12 protein-coding genes and 1 tRNA gene are annotated in these 15048 nt (G+C 72.0%); 7 read left to right on the forward strand and 6 right to left on the reverse strand.

The features are described from left to right. Positions 1–25 precede the first annotated feature (25 nt). The 4 genes from gyrA (at position 26) to ACLIBK_RS11115 (ending at position 4111) form a co-directional block, all read left to right on the forward strand. Positions 26–2866: a DNA gyrase subunit A gene (gene gyrA / locus ACLIBK_RS11100; RefSeq protein ID WP_415387320.1), complete on the forward strand. Its 2841-nt coding sequence runs from the start codon at positions 26–28 to the stop codon at positions 2864–2866. Then, on the forward strand, positions 2859–3377 hold the full coding sequence (gene coaD / locus ACLIBK_RS11105; protein WP_415387321.1) for a pantetheine-phosphate adenylyltransferase: 519 nt from the start codon (positions 2859–2861) through the stop codon (positions 3375–3377). Before gyrA ends, coaD begins: the two co-directional genes overlap by 8 nt. After that, positions 3377–3967, forward strand: coding sequence for a peptidylprolyl isomerase (locus ACLIBK_RS11110; RefSeq protein WP_415387418.1), 591 nt, complete (start codon positions 3377–3379; stop codon positions 3965–3967). The genes coaD and ACLIBK_RS11110 overlap by 1 nt, the downstream gene beginning before the upstream one ends. 68 nt (positions 3968–4035) lie before the next feature. Next, positions 4036–4111, forward strand: a tRNA-Lys gene (locus tag ACLIBK_RS11115). A gap of 138 nt (positions 4112–4249) precedes the next feature. On the opposite strand, the gene ACLIBK_RS11120 is transcribed toward ACLIBK_RS11115, so the two are convergent. The 6 genes from ACLIBK_RS11120 to ACLIBK_RS11145 form a co-directional block, all read right to left on the reverse strand. Then, positions 4250–5113 (reverse strand): ATP-binding cassette domain-containing protein, encoded by an 864-nt coding sequence (locus ACLIBK_RS11120; protein ID WP_415387322.1) that lies wholly within the window; start codon positions 5111–5113, stop codon positions 4250–4252. Continuing rightward, on the reverse strand, positions 5110–6111 hold the full coding sequence (locus tag ACLIBK_RS11125) for an ABC transporter ATP-binding protein (protein WP_415387323.1): 1002 nt from the start codon (positions 6109–6111) through the stop codon (positions 5110–5112). The genes ACLIBK_RS11120 and ACLIBK_RS11125 overlap by 4 nt, the downstream gene beginning before the upstream one ends. Next, positions 6108–6992 carry an ABC transporter permease gene (locus ACLIBK_RS11130; RefSeq protein ID WP_415387324.1) on the reverse strand — a complete coding sequence of 295 codons (885 nt, stop codon included), beginning with the start codon at positions 6990–6992 and terminating at the stop codon, positions 6108–6110. The genes ACLIBK_RS11125 and ACLIBK_RS11130 overlap by 4 nt, the downstream gene beginning before the upstream one ends. Then, positions 6989–7969 (reverse strand): ABC transporter permease, encoded by a 981-nt coding sequence (locus ACLIBK_RS11135; protein ID WP_415387325.1) that lies wholly within the window; start codon positions 7967–7969, stop codon positions 6989–6991. Before ACLIBK_RS11135 ends, ACLIBK_RS11130 begins: the two co-directional genes overlap by 4 nt. A gap of 73 nt (positions 7970–8042) precedes the next feature. Next, positions 8043–9629, reverse strand: coding sequence for an ABC transporter substrate-binding protein (locus ACLIBK_RS11140; protein ID WP_415387326.1), 1587 nt, complete (start codon positions 9627–9629; stop codon positions 8043–8045). Positions 9630–9714: 85 nt separating this feature from the next. Next, entirely contained in the window at positions 9715–11010 is a 1296-nt protein-coding gene (locus ACLIBK_RS11145; protein ID WP_415387327.1) for an amidohydrolase, read from the reverse strand. Between the two features lie 291 nt (positions 11011–11301). On the opposite strand from ACLIBK_RS11145, the gene ACLIBK_RS11150 reads away from it, so the two are divergent. From ACLIBK_RS11150 to msrP, 3 genes are all read left to right on the forward strand, one after another. Continuing rightward, positions 11302–12393, forward strand: coding sequence for a glycosyltransferase (locus ACLIBK_RS11150; RefSeq protein ID WP_415387328.1), 1092 nt, complete (start codon positions 11302–11304; stop codon positions 12391–12393). A 76-nt stretch (positions 12394–12469) separates the two neighbouring features. Continuing rightward, complete coding sequence (locus tag ACLIBK_RS11155) at positions 12470–13918, forward strand: glycosyltransferase family 39 protein (RefSeq protein ID WP_415387329.1); 1449 nt, start codon at positions 12470–12472, stop codon at positions 13916–13918. Positions 13919–13985: 67 nt separating this feature from the next. Continuing rightward, entirely contained in the window at positions 13986–14933 is a 948-nt protein-coding gene (msrP, locus tag ACLIBK_RS11160; RefSeq protein ID WP_415387330.1) for a protein-methionine-sulfoxide reductase catalytic subunit MsrP, read from the forward strand. Positions 14934–15048 lie beyond the last annotated feature (115 nt).

Genomic DNA, 15048 nt, shown 5'->3' on the forward strand with positions numbered 1-15048 from the left:
GGGCCGGTTCTTTTAGGATGCAGATGTGAGTGACACCGAGGACGGCGCCGGCGGCGCTGAGGGGCCGGAGCTGACGGGGACCCCCGTCGCTCTCGAGGAGGAGATGCGCCGCTCCTACCTCGACTACGCGATGAGCGTGATCGTGTCGCGCGCCCTGCCGGATGCGCGCGACGGGCTCAAGCCCGTGCACCGGCGCATCCTGTATGCCATGCACGAGGCCGGCTACACGCCGGACAAGCCGCACCGCAAGTCGGCCCGCGTGGTGGGCGACGTGATGGGCGTGTACCACCCGCACGGCGACGCCGCGATCTACGACGCCATGGTCCGCATGGCGCAGCCCTTCTCCATGCGCGTGCCGCTGATCGACGGGCAGGGTAACTTCGGCTCGGTGGACGGCGATCCGCCGGCGGCGATGCGCTACACCGAGGCGCGGCTGGCCAAGTCCGCCGCCGCCCTGCTGGCCGGCATCGACGAGGACACGGTCGACTTCCAGCCCAACTACGACGAGAGCGCGTCGGAACCACGCGTGCTGCCGGCGGCCTTCCCGAACCTGCTGGTGAACGGCGCCAACGGCATCGCCGTGGGCATGGCCACCAACATCCCGCCGCACAACCCGGCCGAGGTGATCGACGCGACGCTGAAGCTGATCGCAGAGCCGGACACCTCCCTCGAAGAGCTGATGAAGATCATCCCCGGGCCGGATTTCCCGACCGGCGGGCTGATCCTGGGGCGTGCCGGCATCCGCTCGGCCTTCGAGACCGGGCGTGGTTCCGTGCCGCTGCGCGCGCGTGCCGCGATCGAGGAGATGCGCGGCGGCCGTTCGGCCATCGTGGTCACGGAAATCCCGTATCAGGTCAACAAGTCCACGCTGATCGAGCGCATGGCCGAGTTGGTGCGCGCCAAGCAGGTGGAGGGCATCTCCGACCTGCGCGACGAGAGCGACCGCTCCGGCATGCGCATCGTGATCGAGCTGAAGCGCGAAGCGACGCCGGAGGTGGTGCTGAACCAGCTCTACCGCTTCACCGCGCTGCAAACCTCCTTCGCCGTGAACATGCTGGCGCTGGACAATGGCCGGCCGCGGCAGATGGGGCTGAAGGACGCGCTCTTCGCCTTCATCACCTTCCGCGAGGACGTAATCCTGCGCCGTTCGCGCTTCCGCCTGAACAAGGCGCGCGAGCGGGGGCACCTGCTGATCGGCCTGGCCATCGCGGTGGCGAACATCGACGAGGTGATCCGCGTCATCCGTCAGAGCCCCGACGCCAATGCGGCGCGCGAGGCGCTGATGACGCGCGACTGGCCGGCGGGCGACGTGGCCTCGTTGCTGGCGCTGGTGGATGATGCCGGCAACATCGTGCACGACGACACGGTGCGGCTGACGGAAACCCAGGCCCGCGGCATCCTGGAACTGCGCCTGCAGCGCCTGACCGGGCTGGAGCGCGACAAGATCGTCGCCGAGCTGGACGAGGTCGGCGGCCGCATCCGCGAGCTGCTGGAGATCATGGCCAGCCGCCCGCGCCGCCTGGAGCTGATGGCGCAGGAGCTGGCCGAGATCCGGGCGCAGCTCGCTTCCTCCCGCATGACGGAGATCGTGGACGGCGTCACCGACCAGGACGACGAGAGCCTGATCGAGCCTGGGCTGATGGTGGTGACGCTGACGCGCGACGGCTACGTCAAGCGCACCACGCTGGAAAGTTTCCGGGCGCAGAACCGCGGCGGCCGCGGCCGTTCGGCGGCGGGGACGCGCGAGGACGACGTGGTGGTGCGCTCCTTCAACGCGCACACCCACCAGTGGGTGCTGTTCTTCACCTCCCGCGGCATCGCCTTCCGCGAGAAGGTGTGGAAGCTGCCCCTGGCCGGTCCCACCGCGCGGGGCCGCTCCCTGCGCCAGCTGCTGCAGCTGCAGCAGGACGAGCAGGTCACGGCCGTGCTGCCGCTGCCGCAGGACGAGGGGATGTGGGAGAACCTGCACCTCGTCTTCGCCACGGCGCAGGGCAACGTGCGGCGCAACCGGCTGTCTGACTTCCGCAACGTCCGCGCCACCGGCCTGATCGCCATGAAGCTGGACGAGGGCGACAGCCTGATCGGCGTGCAGACCTGCCGCGAGGGCGACGACGTGGCGCTGGCCACCCGCAACGGCCGCTGCATCCGCTTCGTGGCGGAAAGCGACACGCTGCGGGTCTTCTCCGGCCGCGACAGCACCGGCGTGCGCGGCGTCAAGCTGGGGCAGGGGGACAGCGTGATCGCGCTCTCCGTGCTGCGGCACGTCGAGGCCACCAATGCCGAGCGCGTGGCCTACCTCAAGGCCGCCATCGCCAAGCGCCGCAACAGCGCCGAGGAAGCGGAGGCCGTCGCGGAGGAGGTGGTCGGGCTGGGCGACCCCGCGGCCGAGGAGGTGGCGGAGGAAGCCGAGGACCTGACCCTCTCGGAAGAGCGCTTCGCCGAGCTGGAAGCTGCCGAGGAGCTGATCCTGGTGGTCACCGATGCGGGCTTCGGCAAGCGGTCCTCGGCCTACGAGTACCGCGTGTCCGGCCGCGGCGGCATCGGCATCACCAACATCGACCTGTCGGCGCGCGAAGGCCGCGGCAAGTCGGCGGCGCCCCGCGTGGTGGCGACTTTCCCGGTGAAGACCGGGGATGACGTGATGCTGATCACCGATGACGGGCGGCTGATCCGCACGCCGGTGGACCAGGTCCGCATCACCGGCCGCACCTCCAAGGGCGTGACCATGCTGCGCCTGGACAAGCGGGAGCACGTCATCTCCTGCTTCCCCGTGGTGGACTCCTCCGGCAGCGACGACGTCGCCGAAGCTTCGCCCGATGCGGTGGAGCCGCTGGACGGCGGGGCCGATGGGGACGCCGATGCCTGAGCGGGTCGGCCTGTATCCCGGGACCTTCGACCCGATCCACAACGGCCACCTGGACGTCATCCACCGCGCCGCGCGGCTGATGGACCGGCTGGTGGTGGGCGTGGCCATGAGCGCCGGCAAGGGCCCGCTCTTCTCCCTGGAAGAGCGGGTGGACCTCGTGCGCGAGGAAGTTCGCCCGATCGCGGAGCGGACGGGCACCACCATCGAGGTCGAGCCCTTCGAAACGCTGCTGGTGAGCTTCGCGCGGCAGGTCGGCGCCGCGGTGATCGTGCGCGGCCTGCGGGCGGTGTCGGATTTCGACTATGAATTGCAGATGGCGGGCATGAACCACCGTCTGGACGCCGAGGTCGAGACGGTGTTCCTGATGGCCAGCGAACGCAACCAGTTCATCAATTCGCGGTTCGTGAAGGAGATCGCGCGGCTCGGGGGCGAGGTGTCGTCCTTCGTGCCCGCGCTCACGCTCGAGCGCACGCTGGCACGCGTTCGCGGCCACACGGGAGAGCACGTATGATGCGGCGACGCACGCTGCTGTTCACTGCCACCATCGCCGGAGGAGCGCTGATGAGCGAAACCAATGACGCGGCCGCGCAGGGCACGCCCCCTGCCGCGGACCGCGAGAACACGCTTCTGCTGGACCTCAAGGACGGCCGGGTGACCATCCAGCTGCTGCCCGAGCTGGCACCGCAGCACGTGGAGCGCATCAAGGCGCTGGTGCGCCAGGGCTTCTACGACAACACGCCCTTCCACCGCGTGATCGAGGGCTTCATGGCCCAGGGCGGCGACCCGACCGGCACCGGCACCGGCGGCAGCCCGCTGCCCGACCTTCCCGCTGAGTTCAGCCCGCCCAACCGGGCGCGCTTCATTCGAGGCACGGTGGGTGCGGCCCGTACGCAGAACCCGAACAGCGCCAACAGTCAGTTCTTCATCATGTTCGCCCCGGCGCCGAGCCTGGACGGGCAGTACACGATCTGGGGCCGGGTGATCTCCGGCATGGACATCGTGGACAAGATCAAGCGCGGCGCCGGGTCGAGCGGTTCGGTGCGCGAGCCCGACCGCATCACCCGCGCCCGCATCGCGGCGGACGTGCCCCAGGGGCAGTGATGCCGGCCGCGGCGGGGGTTTCGGTGCTTGACACCGGCCCCCCGCTGCTGCTTCCGACTAGTTGAGACGTGCCCGTAGCTCAGTCGGTAGAGCACGAGACTTTTAATCTTGGGGTCCTCGGTTCGAGCCCGAGCGGGCACACCAAGCACGCGAAGCCCCGGGGTGCACACCTCGGGGCTTCGCCGTTTCAGCTCCCTGGAGCGCCCCGCGCTCCGGCATCCCATCCTGGCCGAGGGTGCGGCTCCAGTTGGCGAACTGGCCACGTGGGGCAGGTAGCGGCCCTCAACCCCTCCGGCCAGCCACCGCCTGCGCCAGCCGCGCGGCTTGGCGCCCGGGGTCGGGCACCGGTGTCGCAGCCAGCAGGCGCCGCGTGTAGTCGTGCCGGGGATCCTCCAGCACCGCGTCGGCGGTACCCTGTTCCACCACCCGGCCGCCCTGCATCACCATCACCCGATCCGCCAGCGCCCGCACCACGCCGAGGTCGTGGGTGATAAACAGGTAGGCCAACTGCCGCTGCTGCCGCAGCGCGTGCATCAGCCCCAGCAGCTGCGCCCGCACCGACACGTCCAGGGCGGAGACCGGCTCATCGGCGATGATCACGGCCGGGTCGGAGGCCAGGGCGCGGGCGATCCCCACACGTTGCCGCTGGCCGCCGGACAGTTCATGCGGCAGGCGGTCGCGGAACCGCGCCGGCGACAGGCCGACCAGGTCCAGCAGCCCGTCGGCACGCCGGCGGGCTTCCTCGCCCCAGACATCCAGGTTGTGCTGCAACGGCAGGGCCACGCTCTGCCCCACCGTGCGGCGCGGGTTCAGGGACGCGCCGGTGTCCTGAAACACCACCTGCACCTCGCGCCGGAAGGCACGGCGGGCCGCCTCGTCCAGCTTCGCCAGGGCGCGGCCGCGATACAGGATGGTGCCGCCGCTCGGCGCGGTTAGGCCCAGCAGCATGCGGCCCAGGGTGGATTTGCCCGAGCCGCTCTCGCCCACCAGCGCCACGGTTTCGCCGGGATGGATGGTGACCGAAGCTTCCGTGACGGCGCTCTGCATGGCCGTGCGTGCGAACAGTCGCTGGCAGGCGCGCACCGGGAACAGCTTGATGACCTCCCGTGCTTCCAGCAGTGGCGGTGCGGCCGGTCCGCCGCTCACGAAGTGCGCCCCCAGGCCTGCGCCGCCTCGCCCGCGCGGCGGCAGCGTTCGGCACCGCCATCCGCGTGCTCCACCAGGCGCGGCTCGTCGGCGATGCAGAGTTCCGGCAGCGCCAGGGGACAGCGCGGATGGAAGCGACAGCCGCGCGGGAGGTCGCCGGCCCCCGGCACGCTGCCGGGGATGGAAAACAGGCTGCCGGCCCGGCTCGTCGGGCTCAGCACGCTGCCCAGCAGGCCTTGGCTGTAGGGATGGCGGGGGTGGCGGAACAGCCCGGCCGCGTCGTTCCGCTCCACGATGTGGCCGGCATACATGACGTGCACCTGCTGGCAGGTTTCCGCCACCACGCCGAGGTCGTGGGTGATCAGCAGGATGCCGAGGTCCAGCTCCACCCGCAGGCGGATCAGCAGGTCCAGGATGCCGGCCTGCACGGTGACGTCCAGCGCCGTGGTCGGCTCGTCCGCGATCAGCAGCGCCGGGCGCAGCGCCAGGGCCGCGGCGATCAGCACGCGCTGCCGCATGCCGCCCGACAGCTCGTGCGGGTATTTGCGCGCCACCTCGGCCGGGCGGGGCAGCTCCATCAGGTCCAGCAGCTCCAGCACCCGCGCCTCGGCACCCGCATCGCGGCCGTGCGCGCGCAGGGTTTCCGCGACCTGCCGCCCCACGGGGATCAGCGGGTCCAGAAAGGAGGAAGGGTCCTGGAACACCATGCCGATGCGTGCGCCGCGCACCTCCCGCCATTGCCGGGCCGAGAGCGCGCGGAGGTCCTGGCCGTCCAGTCGGATCTCGCCGCCGGCGATGCGCGCGCGGGGGGAGGGGAACAGGTCCAGCAGGGCAAAGGCGGTCATCGACTTGCCCGACCCGCTTTCCCCCACCAGCCCCACCGCCTCACCGCGACCCACGGTGAAGGATACGTCGTCCACCACGCGCAGCGGCGGCCGGCCCCGCCCGCCCGCGATCTCCACCGACAGGTTGCGGACCTCCAGCAGCGGCGCGGTCATGCGGCGCTCCGGTTGCGGGGGTTCAGCGCGTCGTTCAGCGCGTCGCCCAGCACGTTGAAGGACAGCACGGTCACGGCGATGGCCAGGCCAGGGAACAGCGACATCCACCAGGCCACCCGCAGGTATTGCTGCGCGTCATTCAGCATGCCGCCCCAGGATACGTAGTTCGGGTCGCCCAGGCCGAAGAAGCCCAGGCCGGCTTCCAGCAGGATCGCGCCAGCCACGTCCAGCGAGCCGGTGACGATGATCGGCGCCGCCACGTTGGGCAGGATTTCCCGCAGCATCAGCGCGCGGTCGCCCATGCCGCCGACCCGCGCGGCATCCACGAAGGGCTGCTGCCGCAGGCTGGCGACGGAAGCGCGCACGAGCCGCGCGGTCTGCGGCCAGGACAGCAGCGCGATCACCGCGATCACCTTGAGCAGCCCCGCCCCGAACAGCGCGATCACGATCAGCGCCAGCACGAAACGCGGCAGGGTCTGGAAGAATTCCGACACCCGCATCAGGACGATGTCCGGCCAGCCGCCGTAATAGCCGGCCAGCGCGCCCACCAGCGTGCCGATGGTTACCGCCGCGATCGCCGTGACGATGCCCACCGTCAGGGACACGCGCGCCCCGTGCACCACCTGCGCCCAGATGTCTCGCCCGAGGTCGTCCGTGCCGAGCCAATGCCCGGGCGAGAGCGGCGGCAGCAGGGCATCGGCGCCGCCCTCCAGCGGATCGAAGCCGGCCACCAGGGGCGCGAAGACCGCCAGCAGCACCATGGTGGCGATGCAGAGCAGCGACAGCGCCGCCCCCCGGCTGCGGCACAGGCGCCGGAAGAAGCCCGGACCGCGGGAGGCGGGCAGGGCCTCGGCCGCGGCGGGGTCCACCCGGCCGCTCACCGGTCGCCCACCCGCGGGTCGATGACGCGATGCAGGATGTCGGTGGCGAGATTGGCGAGCACCACCGTCACCGACACCATCAGCAGGATCGCCATCATCACCGGATAGTCGCGGCGCGAAATGCTGTCGAACAGCAGCCGCCCGATGCCGGGCCAGCCGAACACCGTCTCGATCAGCGCCGAGCCGGCCAGGATGAAGCCCAGATTGTAGCCGATCACCGTCAGCACCGGTGCCGCAGCGTTGCGCAGCGCGTGCGTCACCATCACGGCGCGTTCCGACACGCCGCGGGACCGGGCGGCCAGGATGAAGTCCGCCCCCAGCACCTCCAGCATCGCCGCTCGGGTGATGCGGGCGATCAGCGCCAGGTAGCGGAAGCTCAGCGCCAGGGCCGGCAGCAGCAGGTAGCGCAGGTGGTCCAGGAAACCGGCGAAGCCCGTCGGCGCACCGCGCACGGCCATGTTGCCCTGGGACGGCAGCCAGCCCAGCCAGATGGAGAACACCAGGATCAGGATCTGCCCCAGCCAGAAATCCGGGATGGAGTAGCCGGCCGAGGCCATGCCCTGCACCCCCGTGTCCAGCGCCGTGCCGCGCCAGCGCGCCGCCAGCACCCCCAGCAGCACGCCCAGCACGCTGGCCAGCAGCAGCGCGGTCAGCGTCAGCTCCAGCGTGGCGAGGAGGCGGCCCAGGATCAGCGTCGTCACCGGCTGCCGGTTGGAGAAGGAATAGCCGAGGTCGCCGGTCAGCACGTGGCCGACATAGCGCAGCAGCTGCACGTGGATCGGCTGGTCCAGGCCGAACTCGCGCCGGACCTGTTCGACGTAGCCCGGCGGTGCCGGGAAGTCGCCCACCAGCACCGTCACGGGGTCGCCGGGGGTGGCGGCGATCAGCAGGAAGTTCAGCACCACCACGCAGAGCACCAGCGGCACCGCGTGCAGCAGCCGCCGCAGCACGAACCAGGCGAGCTCGCCCGCCCTCACGGGTGGGTGGCCGGCACAGCGACGGAAAGCACCGGGACGACCGCCCCGGACCCGGCGAGCGGCACGGTGTGCGTCACGAACCCTGTCGCCGCACGCCCGCCCACTGGTCGCGCGTGTCCAGCGCCGCCCAGATGCCGGTCAGCGCCTTGCTGGCCACGTCCACCGTCTGCTCGTCGAACAGCACCAGGCTGGGCAGGTCCTCGTTCAGGATCACCTGCAGCTCGCGGTACAGCGCGGCGCGGCGGTCGCGGTCGGGGGCGGTCGCGGCCTCGCCCAGCAGCGCGTCCACCCGCGGGTTGGAGTAGCCAGAGGCGTTGTTGTTGGTGCCGCCGGTGGTGTTGGTGACGTAGAGGCGCGTGTAGCCGATCGCCGGGTCGCCCGCCGAGAAGAAGGATTGCAGCGTGATGTCGAACTCCCGCTTGGCATAGACGCGGTCCAGCATCACCGAGCGTTCCAGCGGCTCCAGCTGCACCTCCAGCCCGATGGCGCGCAGGTTCTCGCGCAGGATCTGCGCCTCGCTGCGCAGCTGGGGCCGGGCGGCGTCGAAGGGCATGCGCACGGGCTTGCCGTCGTGGCCGGCCGCCTGCAGCAGCGCCCGGGCGCGGGCCGGGTCCAGCGGGTACTTCCGGGCGTAGGACACCTCCTCGTTCACCAGCCAGCCGAAGCCGTCGCCGAAGGCGCCGACCCCGGGCCGGGCGAGGCCGCCCATCACCTGCTGCACCAGCCGCGGCCGGTCCACCGCCATCGCCACGGCCTGCCGCGCTTCCTTCTTCGCGAAAACGCCACTGGCGGTGTTGAACATGGCGAACCAGATCGCCGGGATGTTGACGCCCTGGCGGTTCTGCAGCCGGTTGTCGCGGATCAGCCGCGGCAGGTCGGGCTTGGGCATGTAGAAGTCGCTGACGATGTCCAGCTCGCCCGTTTGCAGCCCGGCGGAGCGGTTGGCGCCCTGCGGCACGATCTGGAACACGATGTCGGCCAGGTAGGGCTTGGGGCTGTCCCAGTAGCTCTCGTTGCGCACCACGCGGATGGTGGCGCCGCGGTTCCATTCGGCGAACTTGAAGGGGCCGGTGCCGACCGGCGCCTGGCTGGCGGGGTTGGCGGGGACGTTCGTGCCCTGGAAGACGTGGCGCGGCAGGATGGGCGCGTCGAACACCGTCATCTGCACCAGGAAAGGCGCGTAGCCGCGCTGCAAGGTGAACACCACCGTGTGGTCGTCCGGCGTTTCGACGGTGGCGCCGAGGTTCTGCAGCACCGGCGCGGTGCGCGGGTGCAGCTTGGCCAGCACCTCCTCGAAGGTGAACTTCACGTCGGCGCTGCTGAAGGGCTTGCCGTCGTGCCAGGTGACGCCTTGTCGCAGCGCGAAGCGGAAGGTCTTGCCGTCCGGCGAGGCCTCCCAGCTGGTGGCCAGGGCGGGATGCGGCGTGTAGTCGCGGTCCAGCCAGACCAGCCCTTCATAGACCTTGGCCGTGACCTCGCCCACCGCGTAGTCCGTGCTCAGCGCCGGGTTCAGGCTGGGCGGGTCGGCATCGATGGCCGCCACCGCCGTGCCGCTGCCGCCCGCCGCCAGGGCGAGGCCCGGCCGCAGCGCCAGCCCGGCCCAGGCCGCCGCGCCCAACCCGAGCGCCCCGCGCCGCCCGATCCCGCCCGAATCCGTCATGCTGCTGCCCGTTTCGCCTGTGTGTTGTGATGCGCGCGGGGCGCTCTGCCAGCCCCGCCGTGCCCCTGCAAATGCCTTGCCGCGTTCAGGCGGGGCGAAGGATGCGGTCCGCGATCCCGGCGAAGAGCGCCACGCCCTGATGCAGTGCCGCCTCGTCGATGTCGAAATCCGACGCGTGGTGGATGCCGGCGAGGTCGCTGCCCAGCAGGAAATAGGTCGCCTTGCCACCGCGCTCCTGCACCCGCTCGATCAGGAATGTGGCATCGTCGCCGCCGCCGATCGGCCAGCTCGGGGTGACGCCGGAGATACCCTCGGTGCCGGCGGCGACCTCGGCCACGATCCCGGCGGCTTCCGGGCTGGGCGAGAAGCCGATCGTGCCGCCCATGCTCCGCACCTCCACGGTGACGCCATGCATGGCGGCCGCGCCGGCGAGCACCTCCCGCGCACGGCGCTCCATGTGCTCCAGCGCCTCGCGCGTGCCGCCGCGCAACTCCAGCAGCAGCTGGCAATGGTCGGCCACCACGTTGCGCCCGGTTCCCGCCACCATGCGCCCGACATTGACGAAGGTGGGCGCGCCGGCGTGGCGGGTGATGCCATGCAGGCCCAGCGCCGCGGTGGCGCCTGCCAGCAGGGCGTTGCGCCCTTCCTGCGGTCCCATGGCGGCGTGCGCGGCCTGGCCGGTGAAACTCGCATCCAGCTTGGCGGAGAACAGGAAGTCGCTGGCCACCGGCGCCACCTGGCCGCTGGGCAACAGGCAGCCGAGATGGCCGACGAAGAAATGGTCCACGTCGTCCACCACGCCGGCCGCCACCATCGGGCGGGCGCCGCGGCCGCCTTCCTCGGCGGGCTGGAAGATCAGCCGGATCGTGCCCTGCCAGCCCGAAGCCCCCTGCGCCAGCCGCGCCGCCAGGGCGAGGCCGATGGCAGTGTGCCCGTCATGGCCGCAGGCATGCATCACGCCGGGGTGGCGCGAGCGGTAGCCGCCGCCATTGGGCTCGTGCGAAGGCGCCTCCGTTTCGGCCACGGGCAGGGCGTCCATGTCGAAGCGGAAGGCCAGCACCGGACCCTCGCCGCGGCGCAGCTCCGCCACCACCCCGGTCTGGCCGCCCGGCATGCGCGCCACCCACTCGGCCGGGGCGCCTTCCGCGATCGCCTGCTCCTGCGCGGCGCGCACCACCTCGGGGGAGGGCGGGTCCAGCATCTCCGCGGCGACCATGACCTCCGGCCCGACCTTCACCTGCCAGCCCAGGCGGTGCAGCAGCGCGGCCGCCTTGCTGGCCGTGCGGTATTCCAGGAATCCGAGCTCCGGGTGCGCGTGCAGGTCGCGGCGCATCCGCACCACGCCGCCATCATTGGCCGCGATCGCCTCGCTGAAATCCATGCGCCTGCTCCCCGCGGCCGGTTGAACCGCCCCCTGGTACCACGGCTCCGGGCGCGGGAAAGGGCCGAAGCCGCGGGCGACCACGATCCCGTTGCGCGGACCGCGATGTTTGGGCGCAGGAGCGGTCCCTGCCAGCGTGCGGCGGAGCTTTGCCCCGCCCCCCGGCTGTCGGCGATGGCTGCGGAAAGGGTCTCGGGACGGGGTTGCTCCTCCGTCCGGGCCGCGGCGGCGGGGAGTGCCGGAACGGCCCCACCCTTCCGGGCGCGGCGCGGGAAGGCTAAGCCCGCCGCCGTGCCGGCCGAACTCACCGTGGTCATTCCCTGCTTCAACGAGGTGGCCAATGTGGAGCCCCTCGTGCGGCGCCTGCATGCGGCCCTGGCGGGCCTCGATTGGGAAGCCGTGTTCGTGGACGACAACAGTCCCGACGGCACCGCCGCCGCGGCCAAGGCCCTGGCGGCGCGCGACCCGCGCGTGCGCTGCCTGCGCCGGATTGGCCGGCGCGGCCTGGCCTCCGCCTGCGTCGAGGGCATCCTGAGTTCCGCCGCGCCCTTCGTGGCCGTCATGGACGGCGACCTGCAGCACGACGAGACGCTGCTGCCCGCCATGCTGGCCGCGGTGCGGGACGGGCGCGCCGACATCGCGGTGGGCAGCCGCCACGTGGCCGGCGGGGAAGCGGTGGGTGGGTTCTCGGCCACCCGGGCGCGGATCAGCGCCGCCGGCACGCGGCTGGCGGCCTCCCTGCTGCCGACCCCGCTGAGCGACCCGATGAGCGGCTTCTTCCTGCTGCCCCGCCCGATCGTCGAGGACCTGGCCCCCCGCCTGTCCGCGCGCGGCTTCAAGATCCTGCTGGACCTGCTGCTCAGCGCCGGGCGGCCGCTGCGGGTGGCGGAATTCGCCTACGTGTTCCGCCCGCGCGAGGCGGGGGAGTCCAAGCTCGACCTTGCCGTGCTGATGGAGTTCCTCGGCCTGCTGGCGGACAAGCTGTTGGGCGGGGTGCTGCCCTGGCGCTTCCTGTCCTTCGCCGCCGTGGGGCTGGTGGGCGTGATCGTGCACCTGCTGGTGCTCTGGGCGGCGGCCAGCCTGGGGCATCTCGGCTTCGCCAGTTCGCAATGGCTGGCGACGGCCGTGGCGATGACGGCCAATTTCGTGCTCAACAACCGCGTCACCTATCGGGACGTGCGGCTGCGCGGGGCGGCGATGTGGCGCGGGCTGGCGCTGTTCTACCTCGTGTGCGGCGTCGGCGCGGCGGCCAATGTCGGCCTTGCCCGGCTGCTGGTGCGGGAAGAAGGGCTGGCCTGGGGGCTGGCCGGGCTGGCGGGGGCGCTGCTGACGGCGGTGTGGAACTACACCATGTCGGCCACGCTGGTATGGCGGACGCGGTGACGCGCCCGTGGACGCGGTGACGCGCCCGTGGACGCGGTGACACGCCCGTGGACGCGATGAGGCGCCCGTGGAGGCCATGACGCGCCCCTGGTGGCTGGCGCTGCTGGCGCTGACCGCGGCGCGGCTGCTGGCCGCGGCGGCCGTGCCGCTGGCCCCCGACGAGGCCTATTACTGGGTGTGGTCGCGCGCCCTGGCGCCCGGCTACTACGACCACCCGCCGATGGTGGCGCTGTGGATCGCCGCCGGCACTGCCCTGGGCGGGGACAACCCGCTGGGGGTGCGGCTGCTGGCGCCTTTCGGGCTGCTGCTGGCCTCGCTGGCCCTGGTGCGGGCGGGGGAGGCGCTGTTTCCCGGCCGCAGCGCCGGGGTCTGGGGGGCGGCGCTGTTCAACGCCACCCTGCTGGTGAATGCCGGCGCGGTGCTGGTCACCCCCGACACGCCGCTGGCCGTGTTCTGGTGCCTCGCCCTCTGGGCCGTCGCCGAGGCTCATGCGCGGGGGGACGGGCGCTGGTGGCTGCCGGTCGGGATCTTCGCCGGGGCGGCGCTGCTGTCGAAATACACCGCCGCGCTGCTGGGGTTGGGGCTGGTGTTCTGGCTGCTGGCCGAACCGCGCGCCCGGCCCTGGCTGCGGGATGCGCGACTCTGGCTCGGCGGGCTGCTGGCGGCCGTGATCTTCGCCCCCGTGGTGTGGTGGAACGCCGCGCATGGCTGGGCCTCCTTTGCCAAGCAGGGCGGGCGGGCCGGGGTGCGCGGGGACGGGGCGGCGCTGCGCTGGCTGGCGGAGCTGCTGGGCGGCCAGCTCGGGCTCGTCACGCCGATCGTGTTCCTGCTCTGCGTGACGGGGGTGGGCGCGGCCGCGACGGCCTGGTGGCGCCGGCGCGACGCGGGGGCGGGGCTCCTGGTGGCGCTGTGCCTGCCGGCCGCGGCGGTGTTCCTATGGCAGGCCACCGGCAGCCGGGTGCAGGCCAACTGGCCGGCGATCCTGTATCCCGCCGCCTGCCTCGCCGCCGCGGGCTGCCTCGCGCCGCGCTGGAACCGCTGGCGGGTGCCCGGGGTCGTGCTTGGCCTGGGGATCTCGGCGCTGGTGCTGGTGCAGGCCGCGGCGGCGCCGTTCCCGCTGCCGCGCCGCAACGACCCCAGCCTGGCCCGGCTGGGCGGCTGGGACGGCTTCGCCGCCGCGGTGGAGGCCGCCCGGCAGCGCGAGGGTGCGGGCTTCGTGGCGGCGGAGGAATACGGCCTGGCCAGCGAGTTGGCGCTGCGCCTGCCGCCGGGCGTACCGGTGGCGGCGGTGGGCGATCGCTGGGACCTGTTCGACCTGCCCGCCGGCCCCTTGCCGCCCATCGGGTTGCTGGTGCGCAGCGAACGCCGCGGCGACGGGCCGCCGGACTGGCCGGAGGCCGGGGCGCCGTTGGGCGGGCTGGTGCGGTCCCGCGACGGAATCGAGGCGGAACGCTACCGCTTCTACCGGATCGCCCCTATCTCCGATCCGCCCTCGGCCGTCCTGCCGCGCCCCCGCCGTCCCTGAACCCGGGACCGGAGCGTTCGCGGAAGCGGCGCATCGGTGTGGGCAGGCAAGGGGAGAGTGCATCGCGATGCTGATCCGCAACCGCCGGGGCTGGGAACTGCCCGAGAGTGCCGTCACGCCGGAAAGCGTGGTGCTCGGCCGCCGCCGCGGGCTGGGGCTGCTGGCCGGTCTCGGCGCCGCCGCGGCCCTGCCGGCCGGCCCTGCCCAGGCGCAGCCCGCCGTCGCCGGCACCGCCATGCGCAACACCCGCTTCCGGCCGGAGCGCGAGGTGACCGCCGAACGCGACGTCACGACCTACAACAACTACTACGAGTTCGGCAGCGACAAGAGCATCTCCCGCGCCGCCCAGAAGCTGCAGATGAACCCCTGGTCCATCCGCTTCGAGGGCATGGTGGAGCAGCCGCGCGAGATCGGGCTGGAGGACCTGCTGAAGCAGGTGCAGCTGGAAGAGCGCGTGCTGCGCCACCGCTGCGTCGAGGCCTGGTCCATGACCGCCCCCTGGACCGGCTTCCCGATGAGCGAGCTGGTGCGCCTCGCCGCCCCCAAGTCGGAAGCCAAATACGTGGTGTTCGAAACGGTGCAGCAGCCGGCCAACATGCCGGGCCTGCGGCAGATCTGGTATTCCTGGCCCTATATCGAGGGCTGCACCGTTGCCGAGGCGCGCAACGAGCTGGCCTTCGTCGCCACCGGCCTGTTCGGCAAGCCGCTGCCGCCGCAGAATGGCGGGCCGATCCGCATCCTGTTTCCGTGGAAGTACGGCTTCAAGTCCGGCAAGTCCGTGGTGCGGGTCACCTTCACCGACCAGCGGCCGGTGTCCTTCTGGCAGAAGCTGCAGGACACGGAATATGGCTTCTGGGCCAATGTGAACCCCGCCGTGGCGCATCCGCGCTGGTCGCAGGCCACCGAGCGCCTGCTGGGCTCCAACGAGCGCGTGCCGACCCGCATGTACAACGGCTACGAGGAATTCGTGGCCGGGCTCTACACCGACCTGCAGAATGAGCGGCTGTACATGTGATGGTGCCGGGCCCGAGGAGACGGGAAAGGGAAGGTCGGGGGAGTGAACTCCCCCGAGCCCCCTCCTTTTTTCGGGAGTAGAAGAGGTCCGGTGTCCACGGGCGCACCCGAAAACT

The sequence above is a fragment of the Roseomonas sp. BN140053 genome, from assembly GCF_047690175.1.
Classification (GTDB): Bacteria; Pseudomonadota; Alphaproteobacteria; order Acetobacterales; family Acetobacteraceae; genus Roseomonas.

Coding starts and splice junctions, on each gene's coding strand:
- ACLIBK_RS11155 (WP_415387329.1), top strand. CDS start 12,470: ATGACGCGCCCCTGGTGGCTGGCGCTGCTGGCGCTGACCGCGGCGCGG.
- coaD (WP_415387321.1), top strand. CDS start 2,859: ATGCCTGAGCGGGTCGGCCTGTATCCCGGGACCTTCGACCCGATCCAC.
- msrP (WP_415387330.1), top strand. CDS start 13,986: ATGCTGATCCGCAACCGCCGGGGCTGGGAACTGCCCGAGAGTGCCGTC.
- ACLIBK_RS11145 (WP_415387327.1), bottom strand. CDS start 11,010: ATGGATTTCAGCGAGGCGATCGCGGCCAATGATGGCGGCGTGGTGCGG.
- ACLIBK_RS11110 (WP_415387418.1), top strand. CDS start 3,377: ATGCGGCGACGCACGCTGCTGTTCACTGCCACCATCGCCGGAGGAGCG.
- ACLIBK_RS11140 (WP_415387326.1), bottom strand. CDS start 9,629: ATGACGGATTCGGGCGGGATCGGGCGGCGCGGGGCGCTCGGGTTGGGC.
- ACLIBK_RS11125 (WP_415387323.1), bottom strand. CDS start 6,111: ATGACCGCGCCGCTGCTGGAGGTCCGCAACCTGTCGGTGGAGATCGCG.